This window comes from Mucilaginibacter sp. OAE612, assembly GCF_041806395.1.
GTDB lineage: Bacteria > Bacteroidota > Bacteroidia > Sphingobacteriales > Sphingobacteriaceae > Mucilaginibacter > Mucilaginibacter rubeus.
The window spans coordinates 2,756,309-2,779,033 of the sequence record NZ_JBGMUW010000001.1; the positions used below are offsets into that span (position 1 = coordinate 2,756,309).

Genomic DNA, 22,725 nt, shown 5'->3' on the forward strand with positions numbered 1-22,725 from the left:
TATTAAAAAGAAAACACAATGGAAGCAACAATAGCAACCCAATGGATCATGGCCTGTTATGTTGATGATGTGCCAGAAAATGGCGGATCATGTATTAAGCACGGCGATGAACAGATAGCAATATTTAATTTTACACGTCGCAATGAATGGTATGCAACGCAAAATCTTTGCCCACATAAGCAGCAAATGGCAATATCGCGTGGCATGATCGGCAGTGCCGGCGAAAGCTGCGAGCCAAAAGTAGCTTGTCCTTTTCATAAAAAAACATTTTCGCTCCTTACCGGTGAGTGCTTGGGGGAAGAGGAATTGGTGATAAAAACTTATCCGGTAAAAATAGCCGACGGAAAAGTTTTTGTCGGAGTTGATTAAATGCTGGTGTATTTAGGCGGAAAACAGAACGAAATTTACATTAAGCGCCGTTGCCGAAAGGGGTAATGGCGCTTTTTTTGCGTTTTTGTTTAAAATTTCAGTGTATTTTATACACCAAGGTATTGGTTAATAAAGCCATGTTCGTTTTTGCCGTCTTATTTTGAATTTATTTTTCGAATTTTTAGAGTTTAAAGCAAATTTAAATGGATTTATATCAATGTATGTGATTTTTTATAGTGATTTTATTTTATTGAAAGGATTTTAATTTGGTTTTTGCGATGGTTTATTGGTTTTTTATCTATTAATAAATTGTTAAAAATGCATTTCAGTTGTTTTTGATCGTTTGTAATTTGAGTTTTTGTCAAAAAATATAGTTTTTAATGATTTTAATCATAAAAATTCATTTTAAAAATCAATTATTTGTACGCAATCATTAAATAAGTTATATTTATCATAATTAAACAGACAAATAAATCAAAAAAGGTTGAGCCTATGGTAAAAATCAAAAATTCATAAAAAAGCCCTGCCGGGAGGTCGCATTCCCAGACAGGGTTAAATAGTTTTTAATCGCTTTAACAAATAAAAAACCAATTCAAATGTACAAAAATGTATCTAATCAATACACTATTGGAAAAATTCTATTAATTATATCATGTTTCGTTTCTTATAATGCTTCTGCGCAGCTGTCTTTGACAGGCCAGATCAAAACAAGGGGCGAATTACGTGATGGTTATGGAACTTTAGAACCGGTAGGTAACAAAAACGCGGCCTTTGTGTCACAACGAACGCGGCTCACCTTTAATTACAAAAGCAGCAAGCTTATTTTCCAAACATCCGTACAGGATGTAAGGCTGTGGGGCCAGGATGCCTCAACTATTACTATCAACGACGGCAGCCGGCTAAGCCTTCACGAAGCCTGGGCCGAGCTGATCCTCTCCAACAAAAAAGACACTTCCTTTAAAAAATCACCTGTCGATTATTTCGCCATAAAAGCTGGTCGCCAGGAAATTAGCTATGACGATGAACGCTTGCTTGGCGCTACCGACTGGATTCAGCAAGCCCGCAGGCACGACGCCATCGTATTAAAACTTCTTCAATCAGGCTGGCAGGTTGATCTCGGCGCTGCCTTTAATCAAAGCTCTGATGCTATTAATTATAATGGCACCTATTATACACCGGCCAATGTACCCGCTACAGTAAAGGATAGCAAAGGTAATCTGGCTAACACCCCTGCCGGGCTTATCCCGCTAGTCAATGCCTCTGGTATTAGCGCCAAAAACGGCAACCTCTCATTTTTAAATCCTCCCGGTACTAACGGGCAAAACCAGAACTATAAAGCACTTGAATATCTCTACTTTGCTAAAAAATTTAATAAAACTAAAGTAACCGGCCTTTTCCTGGCCGATCAGTTTGCCAAATACAAGCTCGATTCGGTAAAAAATGTATCAGGCGAAGATGTTGGTTATATATATGGCCGCCGGTTTAATCAACCAGGAGTTAATACCCGCTATACAACCGGGCTGCTTGTTAATCCCGTTTTCGGCAGCAAAGATGAATGGGCTGCTACCGCTGGATTTTATTACCAGGGAGGTCATGATCGCGACGGTGCTGAGTTAAGTGCTTACACTTATACCGCATCTTTATCATACAAAAGCAGTAACATGGCTTACACAGCCGGATGGGATTATCTGTCTGGAAATGATGCGCTGTCCACTTCAAAAACCAATCACAGGTTTGACCCATTGTATGGTACTCCGCATAAGTTCTGGGGCTATATGGACTATTTTTATGCAGGCACCGGATCCCCAACCGGCGGCTTGAGCAACCCTTACGTTAAAATCAAATATCTTTCAGATAATAAGCGATTTAGCGTTGATTTGGCTAATCATTACTTTCTGTTGGCTAAAGATCAGAAAGGAACAAACGGCCAACCTATCGACAAATATTTGGGTACTGAGTTTGATCTCACCAACAGCTATAAGCTTAACAAATTTACCGCTGTTGATCTGGGCTTATCTTACATGGCAGCAACCCACAGCATGGAGTATGCTAAAGGTTTAACGCCGGATAGCAGCAAACTGCACCCGTTTTGGGCATACCTGCAACTTAATATCAAACCTGAGTTTTTAAACAAGTAATGTAGGCTGAAAGCTTAAGGCTAAAAGCCGAAAGCGAGAAATGTTAAAAAATTAAAGTACAACAAACAGCTTTTAGCCTTAGGCTTTGAGCTTTAAGCTTAAAAAAATGGAAAAACAACTTACCAAACTCAACATATTTTCATTAAAGGGTGTACAAATGCGCACCTTTCACGTTACCTGGCTCATGTTTTTTGTTTGCTTTTTTGGCTGGTTCGGACTGGCGCCATTAATGCCAACCATCCGTGCCGAATTACATTTGAGTAAAGGACAAGTGGGTAACACCATCATTGCATCTGTAGCTGCAACAATTATTGCCCGCCTTATTATAGGTAAACTTTGTGATACCTGGGGACCGCGTAAAACAGCAGTCAGGTTATTAATTATAGGGTCATTGCCTGTTTTTCTGGTAGGTCTGGCTCATGATTATACTTCGTTTTTACTGTTCCGCCTGGCTATTGGTGTAATAGGTTCATCTTTTGTAATTACCCAGTTCCACACTTCTATGATGTTTGCGCCTAATATAAAAGGTACAGCCAACGCGGTAACCGGTGGTTGGGGTAACCTTGGCGGTGGTGTAACCAATATGGTGATGCCTTTAATATTTGCTGCTATAGTAGGGGCCGGTTTTACCAAGGCCGAAGCCTGGAGGTATGCCATGATAGTTCCGGGTGTAATGATGCTGATAATAGCATTCGTATACTGGAAATTTACCAAAGACACGCCTAACGGCAACTATGATGAAGTAGGTTATGCCAAAACCAACCCATCAAAAACCGATTGGTCGATATTGGCCGACTGGCGGGTTTGGGCACTTACACTGGCCTATGCGATGTGTTTTGGTATGGAGATCACTTTTGATAACGTAGCTTCCCTGCATTTTGTAGATACTTTTCATTTGTCGCAAAGTTCGGCCGGTTTCTGGGCAGGTATTTTTGGCTTCATGAACATTTTTGCCCGTGCATTAGGCGGCATTGTATCTGACAAAGTTGGTGGCAAATTCGGTATGCGCGGCAAAGGCCTATTGCTTGCCGGCGTGCTGCTGCTGGAGGGTATTGGCCTTGTTCTGTTTGCAAATTCGGGCAGCCTTACAATGGCTATTATTTCCATGCTTTCATTCGCGTTGTTCCTCAAAATGTCAAACGGCGCCACCTATGGCATAGTGCCTTTCATCAACAGTAAAAATGTTGGGATGGTAAGTGGTATAGTGGGTGCGGGCGGTAACCTTGGCGGGATGTTGTTTGGATTTCTTTTTAAATCGGAGCATATCACCTATATACAGGCATTTACCTACATCGGTATAACTGTTATGGTAATTTCCGTGATTGTGCTGATCACCCGTTTTCAAAAACAGGCTGAAGCTCAAACAGCAGATGAACCTGCTTTAGCTTTAGGAGCTTAAAGCCCGGGCAAAAAAACTTTAAGCAGAAAGCCATTAACGCTTTCTGCTTAAAATACATAATAAATAGTAATAAATAAAAGAGCTTTTGGCTTTCAGCCTTAAGCTTTTAGCTTAAAAGAAATGTTGAACAAACGCCCTCAAAATACATTTAAAAGTACTTGCTGCTACTGCGGGGTAGGCTGTGGTGTGGTAATTAATAAAGAAAAAAATGGCAGTATAACGCTTGAGGGCGATAAGGACTATCCTGTAAATAAAGGCATGTTATGCAGTAAAGGGCTTAACCTGCATTACACAGCTAATGATAAAACCGACAGGCTGCTGTACCCTCAAATGCGTTATAACAAAAGCATGCCCCTGCAAAGGGTAAGCTGGGACGACGCATTGGAGCGCACAGCAGCCATTTTTAAAACGTTCATGGATAAATACGGGCCGGATTCGGTTGCATTTTATGCCTCAGGCCAGTGCCTTACTGAAGAATATTATGTTGTCAATAAGTTAATTAAAGGTTTTATTGGCAGTAATAATATAGATACTAATTCGCGTTTGTGTATGAGCAGCGCGGTTGCCGCGTATAAAATTGCTTTAGGCGAGGATACTGTACCTGTTTGTTATGACGATATTGAACTGGCCGATTGCTTTTATGTTACCGGAGCTAACCCAGCCTGGTGCCATCCTATTTTATGGCGAAGGGTTGAAGCGCATAAAGCCGCAAATCCCGATGTGAAAATCATTGTTGTTGACCCCCGGGTTACGGATACCTGCAGCAATGCCGATCTGCACCTGCAGTTAAACCCGGGTACCGATATCACCCTTAACCACGCTATTGGCAGGGTATTGATAGAGAATGGGGATATCGATATTGATTTTGTAAACAATCATGCTGATGGTTTTGAGCAGTACAGCAAATTGGTTTTTGAACGTACCCTTGCTGAATCATCTGCAATTTGCGGTGTAAGTGAAAACGACATCCGGCTTGCTGCCAGTTATATAGGCGATGCAAAAGGTTTCATAACGATGTGGACAATGGGGCTAAATCAAAGCGCTGTTGGGGTAAATAAAAATTTAAGCCTCCTGAATCTTAACTTGATAACAGGCCATATTGGTAAGCCGGGATCTGGCCCATTATCTCTAACCGGGCAGCCAAATGCCATGGGCGGGCGTGAAGTGGGAGGGCTTGCTAATCTTTTACCGGCGCATCGTGTTTTAACCAATCCGGCAGACAGGGCGGAGGTGCAGAAGTTTTGGGGAGGTACAGAGATAGCCGCAAAACCAGGTCTTACCGCAACGGAGATGTTTGAGGCATTAAATGATGGCCGCCTTAAAGCCATCTGGATCATGTGTACCAACCCATTAACCAGCTTGCCAAACGTACGCCTGGCCGAAGAAGCTCTGAAAAAAGCAAAGTTTGTGGTGGTTCAGGAGATCAGCAATAAGCCCGAAACATTGGCTTATGCCGATGTGATCCTCCCTGCAGCAGCCTGGGCCGAAAAGGAGGGTACTATGACCAATTCTGAAAGGCGGATCAGTTATTTGAGTAAAGTACTTGACCCACCAGGCGAGGCTATGCCGGATAGCGAGATCATTTGCCGTTTTGCTCAAAAAATGGGGTACAAGGGCTTCGACTTCAAAAATGCCGCAGAAATTTATGCCGAGCATGCTAAACTAACAGGCAAAACCAATATTGATATCAGCGGGCTTACGCACGAAACCATCATACAACAACGATCAATACAATGGCCTTATAAAAAACGTAATGCGATACCAGGGACACCACGCTTGTTTACCGACAAGCAATTTTATACCGAAACACGTAACGCTAAGATAAGCGCGGTACCGGATGCGCATACCAGCGAGGTTCCTGACGGCGACTATCCTTTTATTCTCACTACCGGCCGCATTCGAGATCAATGGCACACCATGAGCAAAACCGGTAAGGTGAATAAGCTTAACCAGCATATTAAAGAGTCATTTATCGAGATCAATCCTGCTGATGCTGAAGCATTGGAAATCAGGGAAGGCGATGTAACTATTATTACATCCAGAAGGGGGGAAGTGAGGGTAAAAGCCAGGATTACCGAACAGATAAAGCAGGGTGTCGTTTTTGTGCCGATGCATTGGGGCAAGATCCTGAACAATGATTTGCACCGCATTAACAATGTTACTAATGACGCACTTGATCCGATATCAAAGGAGCCGGATTTTAAGTATTGCGCGGTAAATATCCAAAAATATAAAAAGCCATTTCAAAGAATTGTGGTTGTTGGAGCCGGCGCCGGTGCGCACGGCTTTGTACGATCATATCGGGAACTCAACAAAGATGATGAGATCATCATTTTCAGTAAAGAAGACCATCCTTTTTACAATCGTGTTATGCTGCCAGATTATATCAGCGGTGAGCAACGCTGGGAGCAACTGGTAAAAATGACGGATGAGGAAGAACCCGAACTTAAAATAAAGTTATTACGTGGCGTAAGTGTCGAGAAAATAGATCGTATTAACAAATATGTCCTCGATAGCCGCGGTGTAAAAACCTATTACGATGTGTTGCTGTTGGCTACCGGCAGCCGGGCGGCAATTCCTAAAAACGTTCCATCCCTGCCGGGGATCTTCAGTATGCGCAGCCGTAACGATGCTGATAATTTCAAAAAGCATGTACCTAAAAACGGGCATGTGGTTATTGTTGGTGGTGGTTTATTGGGATTGGAGATGGCGGCTTCCCTGCGTGAAATAGGGATTACCATCACCATTATTCAACGTACATCAAGATTTTTAAACCGCCAATTGGATGAGTTGGGCAGCAGGCTCTTGCACGAAGAAATGGTTGATCAAGGCTGCGATATTTTTTATGACGACGAAGTACAGTTATTTTACGGTCGCAGCAAGCTTACCGGTATAGGTTTAAAAAGCGGGCGAAAAATTGACTGCGATGCCATGATCCTGGCCATCGGTACTACGCCAAACCTTGAAATTGCAAAAGATTGCGGTCTTGAAATTAAGCGCGGCGTAATTGTAAACGAACGTTTGCTTACCAGCGATCCGAGCATATACGCCATTGGCGAAATAGCAGAGTTTAACGGCACATTATATGGTATAACCGCTGCTGCGGAACAACAAGCTGCTGTAGTTGCAGGTTATATGAACGGCGACATAGCCAGTTATTACAAGGGCAGCCTGTTTATGAATATCATCAAAATTCATGGCTTTGATTTGTGCAGTATCGGTTTATCTGATTGCCCGAATGAAAAAGACTATGAAGAAATTGTGTTTATAGACAAGGCCAAGCGTTATTATAAAAAATGCATTATTCACCAGGACAGGCTGGTGGGCACCATTTTAATTGGAGATAAAGGCGAGTTTCAGGAATTCAGAGAGCTGATAGCAAACAAAACCGAGCTTAGCGATAAGCGCCTGAAACTGCTTCGCAGCGGTAAAACAGCCGAACCTGTTTTAGGCAAACTGATTTGTAGTTGTAATAATGTGGGTGCCGATAATATACGTAATAAAGTAGCCGGCGGCTGTACCCAACTGGCCGATGTTTGCAGCCAAACCGGAGCTGGAACAGGCTGCGGATCATGCAGGCCCGAAGTAAAACGCCTGTTAGAAGAAGTACTTGAGCAACAATTATTAAAAGCTTGAACCAATGGATAATAAGCAACTGATTAAGATAAATTTACCCGGCGGTGTAGCTTCTGCCGGTGATTTTTACGAGATGCTCATCATTGCGCAAAACGCGGGTGCTAAACAGGTCCGTTTTGGGAACCGGCAGCAACTGTATTTTGAAATTGAAGAAGCGCAGCTGGAGGATCTAGGATTTGATATGCTTAGTGCCGGTATTGACCATGAAGTTAACCAGGATACTTATCCCAACATCACCAGTTCGTACATAGCTGATGGTATTTTTAACCAGGAGAACTGGCTCAAAGAAGGTGTTTATAAAGACATTTTCGACCTGTTTGATTATCAGCCCGAACTGAAAATAAACCTGGTTGACAGCAATCAAACTTTTGCTTCTTTTTTTACCGGTAACCTTAATTTTATTTCTTCGCCGGTAAGTAATTACTGGTACTTGTATATCAGGTTTCCTAAAACTAATATCCTGTATTGCTGGCCTGTATTGGTTTATTCGGATGATATTCCCGCCATTGGCAAAGCAATACAACAGGTTATATTTGCCAACAAAAAGCTGTTTTACGATCAGGTTGAAATCAATCCCGATAAGCTTTATCAATTAGTTACTGCCGGTTACCAATTTGTAATCCAGGAAATTGATCAACCGCTTATTATTCCCGAATTTCAACTACCCTATTATGAGGGTTTTAACAAACAGGGTAATAAATACTGGCTGGGTATTTACAGGCGCCACGAGCTTTTTGATATTGAGTTTTTGAAAGAAATCTGCAACCTGTGTATGCAAACCAGGGTTGGACAATTGTATTTTAGCCCGTGGAAATCCTTACTCATTAAAAATATCGAGGCAAAGCACAGGCCGTTATGGGGTAACCTGCTTAATAAATACCGGGTAAACATCAGGCATGCTTCAAATGAGCTTAACTGGCAGGTTGAAGACCTTTGCAATCCCTGCCTCGAGCTTAAGCAGCAATTGGTAAGCGAATTTGAAGAGGCCGATTTGCGAACATATGGACTTAGCTTTGCCATAAAACGGTCGCCTAAATCGGGGATTTATGGCTCAATTATGATCCGCGCGCGGATGCCCGATGAATTTGAAATTGTGTATACACGTGACTTTAACCACAATACCCGCGAATTTGTGATTTATAAACAAGGTGTTGCCAAAGCAGATTTAAGCAGGCACCTGACAGCGCTTTGCGATATGTTTTATGAACAACAAATCAATAATCTATCACCGTTGCCGGTAAGCAAAACCAATACTGAAATTAAATCACCCAATCAAAAAACAGTTCATCAATGTAAAAGCTGTTTCACTATTTATGACGAGTTGTATGGAGATATCTTTAATAATATAGAACCCGGAATGCCATTTGAAAATTTAGGCGACTATGAATGCCCAACCTGCGGCGCCGAAAAGGAAAACTTTGCAGAACTGATGTATCAAGCCGATTAATGGTTTTTAAATAAATCAGTTTGAAAAAAATCGGCCTGTTTGCTTAGGTTAAACGGGCCGATTTTTTTAATAATATACCCTCGGTAATTTATTTTGCAGGAGTAATGATAATGTTTCTGTAATCGATAGGTCCGTGATCCCCCTGAATCAGCAGCGGCCCTGGTTCACCTTCTTTACTGTCGATAGCCCCGCCGGTAATGCCCGGAATTTCCTGCTGGCATATCACCATAGTACCGTTGGCTACGATGGTAACTAACCGCCCTACCAGTGTAATATCATATGATTGCCATTCCCCGGCGTTTTTTGCCATCATTTTATTAGGCGGTAGGAAACCGTAAATAGCGCTAAACTGGTTATTGATAGGTTCAGGCTCACCGGTTTTAGTGTCGATAACCTGTACCTCATAGCGCCCTCTCAGGTAAACGCCGCTGTTGCTGCCTTTTTGATAGCGAAATTCGATGTGCAATTTAAAATCGCTGAATTTTTGATCGGTAATAAGGTTTGCGCCGGAGTGCTTGCTCCTCAATATGCCCGATTCTACTACCCATTGGTTTTTGCCGTCCGTATGCCAGCCTTTGGTGTCTTTACCGTTGAACAGTTTAACAGGTTTGCCCCAAACCGGTGCCTTTGTCCTTGTCATTGACGGAGCTCTGACACCTGTAAAATGATAAGTAACCCCATCTGAATATACCATTGTTCCGGTTAATTCTTCGCCCTTAACCTCAAATTCAAAATCCATGTTCCGGTTTCCCTCTTCCCATTGCAGCGGGATAGAAAAGCTGTATTTGCCGTCATGTGGTTTTACTTCTGATATTGGTCGCGCACTTCCGAAAGCATAGGTAAAACGGCCAATCAGGGTATGTGTGCCTGATTTTTGAACTTCCAGCCAGGAAGGAAGGCTTTTACCACCTTTGTCGATAGTTATATCCCATCTGCCGATAACGGCAGGGTCCTTTGCCTGTTGAGCTTTGGCTCCCGAAATCATTAAAAGCAGCAATCCTGCGATGAGCTGTATGCGGATGAATCTGCTATTTGAGTTCTTTTTAATAGTAGGTTGGTTTCTCATAATTTTTAAATCTACAAACTATCATCCAATATTTTATTAGACGGTTAGTTTTTTGTAACAACCATGCAGCGATCATTTTCTTAAAGTTTAGTTAACATTAGTAATGTAGGTTTGTAGCATCAAATGATAGAAATTGCCGATACTATTTTACTTTCACGAATCAGGGAAGACAATCATTCGGCTTTTGATCTGCTGTTTGAGCGTTATTGGGAGCGCGCGTACCAGGCAGCCCGTGCCAGGCTTGATGATGAAGCGCAGGCACAGGACCTTGTGCAGGAGATTTTTATAAAACTGTGGCAACGCAGACATACCTTAGCCATTCAAACAAGTTTTGAGCAATATTTATTGAGCGCGGTACGTCTGAGTGTGATCAGTTATTTCAGATCGCAAAAGGTTACGCATGTGCGCCTGGAGGATGCGCTGCAGCGGGTAGAACTGCTTGAAAATTCCATACATGACCATTCCGGATATCTTGAATTGGAGCAAACGCTTGAACAGGCGGTTAAGCATATGCCCGAAATGCTGCAAAAGGTTTACGAACTGCGCAGCGAAAACCACTCGGTAAAAGCAATTGCCAGCGAATTAGGACTGGCTGAGCAAACGGTAAAAAATTACATCTCTGAAGTACTGCGCCGGCTCCGTATCGCTATCTCCGAAAAACACCCCGAACAAAGCGCCGCCTATTTAGCACTAATACTATTTGTGCTTTACAATTAATTAACAAAATGTTGATGTAAATTATAAGTACCTCCAGGGCCTTTTGACGACTTACTGTTGAAAACCCACTATGGAGCTACGTAAATTTATAAAACAACTGGGCCGGTACCAGAAAGGCGCAACTAACGAAACCGAAAAAGCGATCATTGAAGCCTGGTATGATTCATATGATGCCGGGAATGAAAAGCAAGCGTTGCCGGCAGAAGAGCTGGAGCGCGTAAGAAATGCTATGCATGCTAAGATCAGCGGCTCCATCAATACGCCTGTACGGTCGATGTGGTTCAGCTATCGAATTGCTGCAAGTATTTTATTGTTATGCTGCTCCGCTGCGTTGATTTATTTTCTGAGAAACCCCGCAACTATAGTTCCGGAAACTTATACCACTTTAAGTACACATAACGGTGAGATCAGGAAACTGACATTGCCGGATAGTTCTGTTGTTTGGTTAAATGCCCAAAGCCGTGTACGGATCCCTTCTAATTTTGATAAAACTATACGCCAGGTTTACCTGGATGAGGGGGAGGCTTATTTTGAGGTTAAGCACAATGTTCACAAACCATTCAGGGTTATCACCGCTCCTTTACAGGTGCAGGTTTTAGGAACCTCGTTCAACATCAACGCATATCACAGCCTTTCTCATGTTAAAATTACTGTTGTTACCGGCAAGGTAGGGGTAAGTAAAAGCACAAAGCTGCTGTCATTCCTCACGCCGGGACAGGAACTTAGTTATACAACGGACGATGGCACTTTTGAGCAGAAAAAAGTGGATGCCGGTCAAAGCCAGAGTTGGAAAGATGGTGACACTTATTTAAATAGAGTAAAGTTTGAGGAACTGTCATTGGTTTTTAAAAACCTGTATGGCCTTACTTTAAAAGCAGGCAGCAAACGGGTGCATGATTATTTATTCACCTTACGTATTAAGCGCAATACACCGGCCACAGAAACGCTGAAACTCATCAGCGCCATACATAATGCACATTTCAGAAAGGAGGGTACCGAAGTAATTATTTATTAACCCTTAAAAAAGAAACCGGTCCTGTTTCAGCAGGAGCCGGCTTTAATTTCAGCAGGTGAAGGTTTGCCGACCCCAGCCTGCAAGGCTCAGCAAAATTTGACTATTACAAAGCAATCAAAAATATGAATTTCCATACACAGTTATGCAGACAGTTTATGCGTATCTCTTTTTTACTAATTTCCATATCAATAACCATCGGCCTGGTATCAGTAAAGGCCACTGAGTTAGCAGCCCAGGGGGTGAATACCCGGCTTGATATCAGCATCGGAAACGAAGACCTTTCTTCAGTTATAAAAAAGCTGGAACAAAAGGCCAACGTTGCTTTTGCTTATGACGAGCTGTTTTTAAAACTTGCTGATAAACATGTTAATGCAGCTAATTATCAGAACGAAAGCCTGAAAAATATCCTAACGGACTTGTTTAAAGGGCAGGAGATAGGCTTTAAGGAGCAAGCCGGTAATATTATACTTTACAGGCAGCTTACCGGACGGGTAAGCGGGCGGATAACAGATGAAAGTGGCCAGCCCTTGCCTGGTGCATCGGTAAGTATTGTTGGCACCTCGTTGGGAATGATGACCGATGCCGAGGGCAGGTATAATATCAGCCTGCCCGAAGGTACTTATACTGTGACCGCTTCATTTGTAGGTTACACCCGGGTTGAATCTGCCAATGTTACAATCAACGGTAATCAAACAACTACTTTAAATATAAGCCTTGTGGCCGGTAGCCAGTTAAAAGAAGTTACTGTAAGTTATGGAAAACAGCGTGCAAGGGAAGTTACGGGTTCGCTTACCCAGGTTGATGCAGCTCCGCTTCAGGATATGCCTGTAAAGCAGTTTGCTCAGCAATTGCAAGGTAAGGCGGCCGGTGTCCAGGTTGCGCAAAGCAGCGGACAACCGGGCCGTGGCGTAGAATTCAGGATCAGGGGTGCGGCTTCTTTTTATGCCAGCAACCAGCCTTTGGTAGTGATTGATGGAATCCCTGTTACAGGCAGCATCAATAACATGAACCCTGCCGAGATCGAAAGCTTCAGTATTTTAAAAGATGCTTCGGCTACAGCGCTTTATGGCTCACGGGCAGCAAATGGCGTGATACTGATCACTACAAAACATGCTAAACCGGGCGATGCTCAAATTGAATTTAATGCTAATTATGGTGTGCAGAAAATACCGGGCGAGCGTGTTCCAAAAATGATGGATGCCCGTGGCTTTGCCCAGTACATGAATGAAAAATTTGCCGATAGCCGTCAGTACGAACCTGGCTATACAACAGCTACCCCAGCCGATTATTTGAACCCGGAGCAATATGGCGAAGGTACTAACTGGTATAAACTGCTTACCCGTACTGCTCCGATTCAAAGTTATGACATCACCATCCGCAGCGCGCGCGAAAAATCAAGTTCGACAGTTATGGCTGGTTACCAGGAGCAGCAGGGCGTACTGATTAATACCGGCACCAAATTGTTTTCATTGCGTATAAATCAGGACCTTTCATTAAGCAACAATAAATTAAAAATTGGTTTTAACCTTGCGCCAAGCTATCGCCTTGATCATAACAACCGTTTAGGTACTGATGGGGTTGGCGGTTTGTTTGAAAGGATTTTTGAAGCCAGTCCGTTAAAGTCGCCTTATAATGCAGATGGCAGTTACAACCGTGATACTTATTCACCGGGTATGGTGGCTTATATTAACCCGCTGGCCCAGTTCAACCTTACTAACGATGATTATAAAACTACACGCATCCTGGCCAATGGCTATTTAAACTACGAGTTTTTAACCGGCCTGAGCATTAAAACTAATATCGCTGTAGATAAAGGCGCCGAAACCCGGCAGTATTTCCAGTCGGGTGTAGTTACTTCAACGGTAGGTCAGGCCACCGGAACCAGCAGTTCAGTAGATAATGGATCATATACTGCGGAGGCGAACCTGGTTTACCATAGATCTTTCGGAGATCACAATATTGAAGCACTGGCAGGTTATTCTGCTCAAAAATATAGCGGTACTAATAATACGTTAACCGGTTTAGGTTACCCAAGCGACGATATCCCATATTTAAACGCGGCTACAAGTTTATCAGAAGGTGGCAGTTCATATAGTGCTTATTCGTTGTTATCTGGTATCGCTCGTATTAACTACAATTATAAAGGCAGGTACCTGCTGCAGGGGGCTGTTCGTCGTGACGGATCTTCGCGCTTTGGTGCGAACCAGCGCTATGGTAATTTCCCTTCGGTATCGGCAGGCTGGGTAATAAGTGATGAAAAGTTCATGGATCGTTTCAGTTTTCTTAACCTCATGAAGATCCGCGCGAGCTATGGCGTAACCGGTAATAATTTCTTTCCGGGTTACTATGCTGCACAGGCAACAATAGCGAAATATTATTATGAATTTGGTGGCGCATCTGTAGCAGGGCAAACCATTAACCGGTTGGCTAATGATGACCTTCGCTGGGAACGCAATAAACAATTCGATATCGGTTTAGACCTGTCGCTGTTTAACAATCGTTTGAATTTCACTTACGATTATTACCACAAAATATCCGATGGGCTTATCATGCAGCGCCCTATACCTAAGGCATCGGGCTTTACCAGCATCCTGGATAACGTGGGTGCTATTGAGTTATGGGGACACGAGTTTACGGTTAACTCAACCAACCTTACCGGGAAATTGAAATGGACAACTAACCTGAATGTTTCCTTTGATCGCAACCTGATCAAAAACCTGGTTTCTCCGGGTTACATCCGCAGAAACAACACGGTATCGTCTGATTATTACCGCCAGCAGGAGGGACACCACCTGGGCGAGTTTTATGGCTTTGTATTTTTAGGATTGTATAAAGATGCCAACGACCTGGCTAATTCGGCCAAGTACGGCAGCGCTTCTGACGTCGGTACTATCAAGGTTAAGGACATTAATGGCGATGGCGTTATCGATGATGTGAACGACCGTACCTTTATCGGGGATCCAACGCCAACATTTACCGGTGGCCTTACCAACAACTTTGTTTATAAAAACTGGGACCTGAACATACACATGGCCTTTTCAGTTGGGGGCAAAATATTAAATGCCGCTAAATGGGCTTATCAAACCAATCTCGACGGTTCACGTGTGATGCTTGCCGCGGCAGCCGACCGCTGGAGATCGCCGGAAAACCCTGGTTCGGGCGTTTATCCTCGTACAAAAACCGGTACTACAGCAATGGGAAGGCAGGTTAACTCGCAATGGGTTGAGGATGGTTCATACCTAACTGCAAAGAATATTTCGCTGGGATACCGGTTTAATTTGGGCGAAAAGTTTTTGATGCGCAGCCTGAGGGTTTATACATCTGTTCAGCAAGCTTTTGTATTTACAAAATATTCGGGCATGAACCCCGAGATCAACTTTGCCGGGCTTGACCCCACGCTGGGTATTGGCGTTGATGAAAATGCTTATCCTATCCCACGCACCTTTTCATTTGGTGTTTCAGCAACTTTTAAATAATCTCCCAAAGACCATTGTATGAAAAAGACATATATCATCCTTGCATTAACAGCGCTTACCGCTGCTTCGTGTAAAAAAGACTTTATCGACCTTACACCAAAGGACTCCTATACCGATGCTACATTTTATAAAACTGTTGATCAGTTTAAACAGGCCGACATCGCCGCCTACGCACCACTGCGTGACGTTTTGGTAAACGATTACTTTACTTCAGAAATGCGCTCGGACAATACCATTTACCAGCCTTATCCCAGCAATCGCGGTACTGCATATTTATATCGCGAAAGCATTTCAAACTTCACAAATACATCTACTAACGATTACGTAAACGCTGTTTGGCAGCATTGCTATACCGGCATCTCCCGCACCAATATTGTTATTGAGCGATTGAAAACAACAGATTTTGATGCAGCAGTTAAGGCGCCCCTTGATGGGCAAGCCAAATTTTTAAGGGCTTTTTATTACTTTAAACTGGTTAGGTTATTTGGTGGCGTTCCTTTATTTTTAAAGGAAGTGACCAAGGCCGAAGATGCCTTTTTACCACGTTCAGCAGCTGACGCGATATATAATCAAATTATTGCCGATGCTAAGGATGCCATCAGCGAGTTGAGTGCACCGGCGAAATTCCCTCAAACAGGAGAAGCCACCAAAGGATCGGCAACGATGCTCCTGGCCGAGGTTTACGCTACTCAAAAGAAATGGGCAGATGCTGAAACCTTACTAACTACGCTTTCGGGCATGGGTTACGGATTAAACGCTAATTACGCAGATGCCTTTACACCCGGAAATAAAAACAGCAAAGAATCATTATTTGACATCCAGTTTTTGGAAGGGACAGTTTTAGGCACTACGCCAAACCCGCTGCCTTTTCATTTTTTACCGAGGAGTCCAAATACCTCAATCATCACTGGGATTAATATCAACAACAGCTCAACCGGTGGCTGGAATACACCTACACAGGATCTTATCAATGCCTATGAGCCGAATGACAAGCGCCTTGATGCTTCTATCGGGATTGTTGAAGGTACTTATAACGCCAGCGACCTGTTTGTTTATTCAGCCAATAAAAGTGTTATTGGTTATATACCGGCGGCGGGTAAAATGGGCGTGCCTTATATTAAAAAATATGAGCATCCACCGCTGATAGCAGTTACAGGTTCAAGCGATAATTTCCCTGTTTACCGTTATTCAGATGCATTGCTGCTTTTGGCTGAAGCACAAAATGAGCAGGGTAAATCACCTTTAACAGCATTAAATGCCGTAAGGTCAAGGGCTGGGTTACCCGCAACAACCACTGCCGACCAGGCATCTTTGCGCACTATCATAGCACATGAACGCCGGGTCGAGCTGGCCTTCGAAAACCACCGCTGGAACGATCTTGTACGCACCGGCCAAGCTGTTGACGTGATGAACGCTTTTGGAGCTGTACTAAAAACTCATGTAAACTACCTTACACCTGATACATACAATGTAACAGCCAACAAATTGTTATATCCCATCCCACAGCCCGAAATTGATTTAAACCCTGGTCAGATGACTCAAAACCCGGGTCATTGATCCATCAATGTTTACTGTCCCCGCTTTCAGATTGCTGAAGGCGGGGAATAGTTTCACCATCAAATTAATACCACATGTTATCGAAATACAGAAATGCATTCGCAGCCGGGCTTTGCCTTGGCTCATTATTGTTGAATAACAGCGCGCAATCAGAGTCATTGCTTCCAACAGATACCGTGTTAAACACTCCGGGACCTGAAGTAACGGTAAAATCCGGCGATTTTTCAATCGCTGTAATTCCCGATTCGCAATACTACCTGGCCCAGGCACAGCTTGGCGGAACTTTTGAGATGTTCAAAGCGCAAATTGACTGGATCCAGAAGAACCAGACCAAAGAAAACATAGCCTATGTAGCACACATGGGTGATATTACCGAACATGGTGATAACCCGGTAACAGCCAGAAGCGAGTGGCACCTTGCCAAAACCGCGCTTTATGGCCTGGAAAATCCGGTTAGTATTCCTTACGGTTTGGCTGTTGGCAATCATGACCAGTTCCCGTCACAGCACCCGGTTACAGGCACTACTAATGGATATAATCAATATTTTGGTGTAAAACACTTTGAGGGACGTTCATATTATGGCGGCCATTACGGTAATAATAACGATAGCCATTATGACTTGTTTACTGCAGGCGGCATTGATTTTATCGTGTTGTTCCTCGAATTTGATGCTTTTAATGAAGATCAGGCAGGCATGTATGGCTGGGCTAACCAAATTTTAAGCAAATACGCCTCTCGCAAGGCAATTGTAGTAAGCCACTCCATTTTACATTTTAACCCGGTAAAGGGTTCCAACGTACCGCAGGCTCCTTTTAATGCGCAGGGCAAGGCTATTTATGAAAGCCTTAAAAACAATCCCAATCTGTTTATGATGCTTTGCGGGCACGTTGGTGATAATGGGGAGGGTTATCGTACAGAAGTTTTTAACGGCCACACAATTAAGGCTTTCCTTAACGATTATCAAAGCAGGCCAAACGGCGGTAACGGGTTGATGCGTTTGTATAAATTTTCGGTTAAGCGCAACGAGTTGTCAGTCAAAACATTTTCTCCTTATGCCAAAACAAGTGAAACGGACGCCGATAGCCAGTTTACGGTTTCTTTATTTGATACACCTGTAAAATAATAGTTATGAAAGATTTTTTTTAAAGCGCCGGCAATCATTGCCTCGTAGTTTACACTCCATAATGATTGGCAAAGATTACGAAACCAACTATCCTGAAAAGGCGGTTGGTTTCGTGTTTGTGCGATTATGGATTATTCTTTATCCATTTTTTCAAGCAGTGCCAGGATCCTGTCGAGCTTGTCTACTTCAATGGCGTTTAAGCGCAGTTGTAATTCTTCAATTTCTTTTTTTGCTTCCACATTGGTTCGGAAATCTTCATTGGCCTGGGCGCGGTCACGTTCATTTTGGCGGTTTTGTGCCATCATGATAATCGGGGCTGCATATGCTGCCTGGGTTGAAAACAACAAGTTTAATAAAATGTATGGGTAGGGATCCCAATGACCAATAAAGGCCACTACGTTTAGCGCCATCCACAATGCAACAATTAAGGTTTGAATGATGATGAACCGCCATGAACCCATGCCAGCCGCTACAGAGTCGGCCAATCGCTGCCCAAAGTTCATGGAATCGATATGTCTTTGATACCAGTTTTTTTTATTGTTTGACATTTTTTAAGAATTAAGCTTTAGGTAATAAATATATAAATTTAATTGCCATGGCTGCTTTTATTGGGCTGAACTCCTTAAGCTATGAGCAAGAAAATTCATTTTGATTCGAACACTGCGTTAATTAAATATTTCTACCCATAATCTTCAAATCTCTGTAACTTTAAGATACACGTCACTATGTTATATAGCTTTGAACATACCTCAGCACCTCAGTATTGGCTCACTCGTTTTGTGATCCTTCGTTTGCTGGGTGCGGTTTACGCGGTGGCGTTCCTTGTGGCTATAACCCAGGTGCTGCCATTAATCGGCTCAAATGGCTTATTACCGGTTGATCATTATTTGCATCAGGTAAGTATAGCACTGGGTTCAAAAGGAGCAGGGTTTATGCGGCTGCCTTCAGTGTTTTGGTTTTGGCATTCAGATCAGGCATTACTGCTTGTTTCATGGACAGGTTTAATTTTATCCCTGATTGTTGTAGCCGGTTATGCCAACGGGCTTTCAATGGGGGTATTGTGGGTATTGTATCTATCATTGGTACATGTTGGACAGGAGTGGTACGGTTATGGCTGGGAAATCCAACTTACAGAAACCGGTTTTCTTGCTATATTTTTATGCCCTTTGTTGGATATGCGGCCTTTTCCCAAACGTCCGTCGCCTTTGCTCGTTATCATCCTGTTTCGCTGGCTGATCTTCCGAATCATGTTTGGCGCGGGGATGATCAAATATCGTGGCGATGCTGTGTGGCGTAATGGCACAGCATTGTATTATTATTTTGAAACCCAGCCAATACCGGGACCATTTAGCCGCTGGTTTCACTTTCTGCCACATTCGTTATTGCAGCTTGGTGTTTGGTTCAATTGGCTGGCCGAACTATTGGCACCCTGGTTTGTTTTTGGCCCGCGAATATTCAGGCACATCGCAGGTACCGTTATCATTCTGTTCCAATTTGCAATCATCCTGAGCGGGAACCTCTCTTTTTTGAATTGGCTTACCATTGTGCCTGCGCTGGCTTGCCTTGATGACGGTTTTTGGGCTAAACTTTTGCCGGGCGTACTTGTACGCAAAGCTGCGAAAGCTGCACTGGAAGCAGAGGTTTCACAGCCCATGCAATATACGGTGCTGGCAGTGGCTTGTATTGTAGGGATGCTCAGTATCCAGCCTGCATTCAATCTCTTATCATCCAAACAAATTATGAATACTTCGTTTGACCCGTTAGAGCTCGTGAACACTTACGGCGCATTTGGCAGCGTGGGAAGGGAACGTTACAACGTGGTTTTTGAAGGAACAAGTGATCTCAATCCCGACAGTGCAAATTGGAAAGCTTATCCATACAAAGGGCTGCCTGTAGCGCCCGACCGGCCCCCCCGCCAGGTGGCGCCGTACCAATTGAGACTGGACTGGCAGATGTGGTTTGCCGCAATGTCCACAGCCGATCAATACCCCTGGACATATCATCTGGCCTGGAAACTATTGCATAATGACCCGGGGGTAGTCGGTTTATTTGCCGGAAATCCCTTCCCGGGAAAACCACCGCGTTATATTCGTGCTGTCATTTACCGTTACCGTTTTGCCCGTCCCACGCCTGGTGCCGGCCCTTACTGGGAACGGGAAAAGTTAGGATTATGGTTACCCGTGCTTTCTGTGCAAAACCCGCAATTTGTTGCTTATCTGAAAGGCCAGGGCTGGCTATAGGTTACAGCTATCGCAAAGCAAGAACGGGTTCTGGGATATACTCAAAAAGAGATTCCGGTATGGGCACTTTAGAGTAATGTAACTTATAAGCCCCGGGTCGGTACCCCGGGTTCGGATATCGTCTTTGCCTTTAACCCGGCTCCATCTCAATTTCAATTGAAATCAACCACCTGCATCAATAACTGTTTTTAAATTTTATTTTCGCAAAAATATTTTCCTAATGAAAGAACAACTGTCTGATCTACTTGCGGCCCTAAAAGAGGGTACGGTTACATTTAATGAGGTCATTGAATTTATTAATAATTATTACGAGCATCAGCCAACTGCATTTAAAAATGGCAATGTTTATAACGAAGCCGCTCAGAACCAGGGCAGCGCCAGGGTTTTCGCTTTTGCGCAACTCAATAATCTTAGTGAGCCTTATACGCTTTATTTATTTGCGGAGCACTACAGGGCCGTACTGGCAAATACAGATGGTACAGACCATCAGAACATCCGACAGTTTATGGCCTATGGCTGGCCAGGAATCATGTTTGAAGGGGATGCCCTGGTGTTGAAGTCAGGACAGGCCTGAAGGGTACCTTAAGATTCCATTATCAACATATTAGCAATAATTACGATACATCATTTAAGTATTGGTTGACCGGTACAGAGCGTGTATTAATTGTATTCTAAACAATCATTTATTCACTTATTTATTGATTATTTGAATAATAGATTGTTACTTTATGATTCCAATTATAATATTGCCTTGTTCAACAATTTGGGCTCATCCGATACAGGTGACGAAATATCAAATTCGCTGCACCAGCGTCTGTCATCGGGCGATGAGCTTGCTTTTAAATTATTTTTTCAAAAAAACCAACCCCGGCTTTTCGCCTATATTTATAAAGTTGTCAAGTCTCGCGAAATTGCAGAAGAATTGGTGCTTGATATTTTTGTAAAGATCTGGTCGGCTAAAGAGATCTTAAGTGAAGTAGAAAATGTTGATGCTTTTCTTCACCGGATGGCTGTAAATAAATCACTCGACTTTTTACGTACGGCCACCCGCGAAAAAAAAATACAGCAGCTCCTTAACCAACACATGCAGTATGAGCAGGCAACTGCAGCCCCAAATCACGATTTTAAAGAATATAACCAGCATGTGATACATTGTTTGCAAATGCTTACTCAACAGCAACAATTGATACTCAATTTAAGCCGGGAAGAAGGGCTTACGCATGAGCAAATTGCTGATAAACTAAACCTGTCAAAAAACACGGTAAAAAATCACATTGTTACTGCTTTAAAAAAAATGCGCGAGTTTATAAAACACGGTCAACTATCCATCCTGCTTACAATCTCGTTTTTTTTTATTTTTTTTCAAATCTGATTAGTCCTCTCTTCTCTTTTTATCGTCATGTATATGAATTGGTTTTAAACCAGCCAAGTGCAGCATGTCAACAGCCTCTGTTTTTCGCATAAAATACTTATTTCAAAAATACCTGGACACCTCGTGTACTACAGAAGAGTTTAACGAACTTTTTGAGCTGATGGCCAAAGAGGAGAATTTGCCAGAAATTGAAGGTTTATTGGAGAAACTATGGGCCGATACTGAAATGAAACCTGATGCTGACGCAGAAGTCGTTCACCAGGAAGTTTTATACAATAAGTTGCTTGAGATTGTAAAAAAGGAAAAAAACGTTTACTCATTTCAAAAAAGAAGCTCCAAAACAATTATCCGTTCGGTTGCCGCTACCATTGCATTGTTAATATGCGCAGGCCTGTACTTTTTACACACAAGGCCTAAACCAATGCCCATGCAGGCCCGGGTAACACTATCAAACTCCGTCCGCCATGTGCACGAGATCAAGCTGGCCGACGGAAGCGTAGTGACATTAAATAAGAACAGTCATTTAGATTACCCGGCAAAATTCACCGGGAAAACCCGCGAAGTATATTTAACCGGCGAAGCTTATTTCGATGTAAGGCATGATCCGCTTCACCCTTTCCTGGTGCATACAGGGCAAATTACAACCCGCGTGTTAGGTACGGCATTTAATATTAAATCGGAAGGCAGTTTGATCCAGGTAACGGTAACCCGTGGAAAAGTTAAAGTATCAACCCCTAAAAAAACCTTAGGCATTGTATTGCCCAATCATCAGATAAGTTATAACGAAATCAATAATCAATCTTCCATAGATATATTGAATGCCAAAACAACGGTACTTTGGAAAGAGACCGATTTGGTGATGGATCATATCACATTGAAAGAAGCCGCGGCCGTTTTAACAGAAAGATATGGTGTAAAAGTTATCCTTGATAACGAAAAGATAGGAAGCTGCCGTTTTAGCGCAACCTTCTTAAATACCACAGGGTTGGAACAGGTTGTCAAAGTATTATCGCACCTGAATAATCTGAGCTATAAATGGAGTAAGGAAGGTGATGTTACGCTATCCGGTTCCGGCTGTGAATAATAACCAATTTTTTACCACTTAAATAAAAAACCTATGAAACATTGATACTTTAAACCTTCCAGATTAAAAAAGCCCCGTTGCTTAC

At 43.0% G+C, this 22,725-nt stretch carries 16 protein-coding genes; 14 read left to right on the top strand and 2 right to left on the bottom strand.

Translation table 11 applies throughout. The annotated features are described in order from the left end of the window. Window positions 1–18 precede the first annotated feature (18 nt). The 5 genes from nirD (at window position 19) to ABID99_RS11550 (ending at window position 8,989) form a co-directional block, all read left to right on the top strand. Entirely contained in the window at window positions 19–369 is a 351-nt protein-coding gene (nirD, locus tag ABID99_RS11530; RefSeq protein ID WP_090525796.1) for a nitrite reductase small subunit NirD, read from the top strand. A 596-nt stretch (window positions 370–965) separates the two neighbouring features. Further along, the gene (locus ABID99_RS11535) at window positions 966–2,507 is read left to right on the top strand and encodes an alginate export family protein (protein WP_188831976.1); all 1,542 of its coding nucleotides are present in this window, start codon (window positions 966–968) and stop codon (window positions 2,505–2,507) included. A 106-nt stretch (window positions 2,508–2,613) separates the two neighbouring features. Further along, window positions 2,614–3,906, top strand: a complete 1,293-nt coding sequence (locus ABID99_RS11540) for an MFS transporter (protein WP_373613792.1) — start codon at window positions 2,614–2,616, stop codon at window positions 3,904–3,906. Between the two features lie 120 nt (window positions 3,907–4,026). Further along, a complete protein-coding gene (locus ABID99_RS11545) occupies window positions 4,027–7,542 on the top strand; it encodes a molybdopterin-dependent oxidoreductase (RefSeq protein ID WP_373613793.1) in 3,516 nt (1,171 codons plus the stop codon). A 4-nt stretch (window positions 7,543–7,546) separates the two neighbouring features. Beyond that, window positions 7,547–8,989 carry a rubredoxin gene (locus ABID99_RS11550; protein ID WP_373613794.1) on the top strand — a complete coding sequence of 481 codons (1,443 nt, stop codon included), beginning with the start codon at window positions 7,547–7,549 and terminating at the stop codon, window positions 8,987–8,989. A gap of 88 nt (window positions 8,990–9,077) precedes the next feature. On the opposite strand, the gene ABID99_RS11555 is transcribed toward ABID99_RS11550, so the two are convergent. Beyond that, complete coding sequence (locus tag ABID99_RS11555) at window positions 9,078–10,055, bottom strand: DUF1080 domain-containing protein (RefSeq protein WP_176624805.1); 978 nt, start codon at window positions 10,053–10,055, stop codon at window positions 9,078–9,080. A 123-nt stretch (window positions 10,056–10,178) separates the two neighbouring features. On the opposite strand from ABID99_RS11555, the gene ABID99_RS11560 reads away from it, so the two are divergent. The 5 genes from ABID99_RS11560 to ABID99_RS11580 all read left to right on the top strand — a co-directional run bounded on the left by ABID99_RS11560 (window position 10,179) and on the right by ABID99_RS11580 (window position 17,944). Further along, window positions 10,179–10,772, top strand: coding sequence for an RNA polymerase sigma factor (locus tag ABID99_RS11560; protein ID WP_176624803.1), 594 nt, complete (start codon window positions 10,179–10,181; stop codon window positions 10,770–10,772). Window positions 10,773–10,842: 70 nt separating this feature from the next. Further along, window positions 10,843–11,787: a FecR family protein gene (locus ABID99_RS11565; protein ID WP_373613795.1), complete on the top strand. Its 945-nt coding sequence runs from the start codon at window positions 10,843–10,845 to the stop codon at window positions 11,785–11,787. A 122-nt stretch (window positions 11,788–11,909) separates the two neighbouring features. Next, the gene (locus ABID99_RS11570; RefSeq protein ID WP_373613796.1) at window positions 11,910–15,263 is read left to right on the top strand and encodes a SusC/RagA family TonB-linked outer membrane protein; all 3,354 of its coding nucleotides are present in this window, start codon (window positions 11,910–11,912) and stop codon (window positions 15,261–15,263) included. Between the two features lie 18 nt (window positions 15,264–15,281). Continuing rightward, entirely contained in the window at window positions 15,282–16,820 is a 1,539-nt protein-coding gene (locus tag ABID99_RS11575) for a RagB/SusD family nutrient uptake outer membrane protein (RefSeq protein WP_373613797.1), read from the top strand. 74 nt (window positions 16,821–16,894) lie between these two features. Next, window positions 16,895–17,944 carry a metallophosphoesterase gene (locus tag ABID99_RS11580; RefSeq protein ID WP_373613798.1) on the top strand — a complete coding sequence of 350 codons (1,050 nt, stop codon included), beginning with the start codon at window positions 16,895–16,897 and terminating at the stop codon, window positions 17,942–17,944. A 131-nt stretch (window positions 17,945–18,075) separates the two neighbouring features. On the opposite strand, the gene ABID99_RS11585 is transcribed toward ABID99_RS11580, so the two are convergent. After that, window positions 18,076–18,492, bottom strand: coding sequence for a DUF1003 domain-containing protein (locus ABID99_RS11585; RefSeq protein WP_090525787.1), 417 nt, complete (start codon window positions 18,490–18,492; stop codon window positions 18,076–18,078). Window positions 18,493–18,669: 177 nt separating this feature from the next. Here ABID99_RS11585 and ABID99_RS11590 point away from each other — a divergent pair, with 177 nt between their 5' ends. The 4 genes from ABID99_RS11590 to ABID99_RS11605 all read left to right on the top strand — a co-directional run bounded on the left by ABID99_RS11590 (window position 18,670) and on the right by ABID99_RS11605 (window position 22,640). Beyond that, the gene (locus ABID99_RS11590; RefSeq protein ID WP_373613799.1) at window positions 18,670–20,184 is read left to right on the top strand and encodes a lipase maturation factor family protein; all 1,515 of its coding nucleotides are present in this window, start codon (window positions 18,670–18,672) and stop codon (window positions 20,182–20,184) included. A gap of 220 nt (window positions 20,185–20,404) precedes the next feature. Continuing rightward, the gene (locus tag ABID99_RS11595) at window positions 20,405–20,758 is read left to right on the top strand and encodes a HopJ type III effector protein (RefSeq protein ID WP_112652361.1); all 354 of its coding nucleotides are present in this window, start codon (window positions 20,405–20,407) and stop codon (window positions 20,756–20,758) included. Between the two features lie 177 nt (window positions 20,759–20,935). Then, window positions 20,936–21,556, top strand: a complete 621-nt coding sequence (locus tag ABID99_RS11600; RefSeq protein WP_373613800.1) for an RNA polymerase sigma-70 factor — start codon at window positions 20,936–20,938, stop codon at window positions 21,554–21,556. Window positions 21,557–21,620: 64 nt separating this feature from the next. Continuing rightward, entirely contained in the window at window positions 21,621–22,640 is a 1,020-nt protein-coding gene (locus ABID99_RS11605) for a FecR family protein (protein ID WP_373613801.1), read from the top strand. Window positions 22,641–22,725 lie beyond the last annotated feature (85 nt).

Excerpts from the sequence above, each read along its gene's own strand:
- ABID99_RS11575 (WP_373613797.1), top strand. The coding sequence starts at position 15,282 with ATGAAAAAGACATATATCATCCTTGCATTAACAGCGCTTACCGCTGCT.
- ABID99_RS11555 (WP_176624805.1), bottom strand. The coding sequence starts at position 10,055 with ATGAGAAACCAACCTACTATTAAAAAGAACTCAAATAGCAGATTCATC.
- ABID99_RS11580 (WP_373613798.1), top strand. The coding sequence starts at position 16,895 with ATGTTATCGAAATACAGAAATGCATTCGCAGCCGGGCTTTGCCTTGGC.
- ABID99_RS11545 (WP_373613793.1), top strand. The coding sequence starts at position 4,027 with ATGTTGAACAAACGCCCTCAAAATACATTTAAAAGTACTTGCTGCTAC.
- ABID99_RS11535 (WP_188831976.1), top strand. The coding sequence starts at position 966 with ATGTACAAAAATGTATCTAATCAATACACTATTGGAAAAATTCTATTA.
- ABID99_RS11590 (WP_373613799.1), top strand. The coding sequence starts at position 18,670 with ATGTTATATAGCTTTGAACATACCTCAGCACCTCAGTATTGGCTCACT.
- ABID99_RS11570 (WP_373613796.1), top strand. The coding sequence starts at position 11,910 with ATGAATTTCCATACACAGTTATGCAGACAGTTTATGCGTATCTCTTTT.
- nirD (WP_090525796.1), top strand. The coding sequence starts at position 19 with ATGGAAGCAACAATAGCAACCCAATGGATCATGGCCTGTTATGTTGAT.
- ABID99_RS11565 (WP_373613795.1), top strand. The coding sequence starts at position 10,843 with ATGGAGCTACGTAAATTTATAAAACAACTGGGCCGGTACCAGAAAGGC.
- ABID99_RS11540 (WP_373613792.1), top strand. The coding sequence starts at position 2,614 with ATGGAAAAACAACTTACCAAACTCAACATATTTTCATTAAAGGGTGTA.
- ABID99_RS11595 (WP_112652361.1), top strand. The coding sequence starts at position 20,405 with ATGAAAGAACAACTGTCTGATCTACTTGCGGCCCTAAAAGAGGGTACG.
- ABID99_RS11560 (WP_176624803.1), top strand. The coding sequence starts at position 10,179 with ATGATAGAAATTGCCGATACTATTTTACTTTCACGAATCAGGGAAGAC.
- ABID99_RS11585 (WP_090525787.1), bottom strand. The coding sequence starts at position 18,492 with ATGTCAAACAATAAAAAAAACTGGTATCAAAGACATATCGATTCCATG.
- ABID99_RS11550 (WP_373613794.1), top strand. The coding sequence starts at position 7,547 with ATGGATAATAAGCAACTGATTAAGATAAATTTACCCGGCGGTGTAGCT.
- ABID99_RS11605 (WP_373613801.1), top strand. The coding sequence starts at position 21,621 with ATGTCAACAGCCTCTGTTTTTCGCATAAAATACTTATTTCAAAAATAC.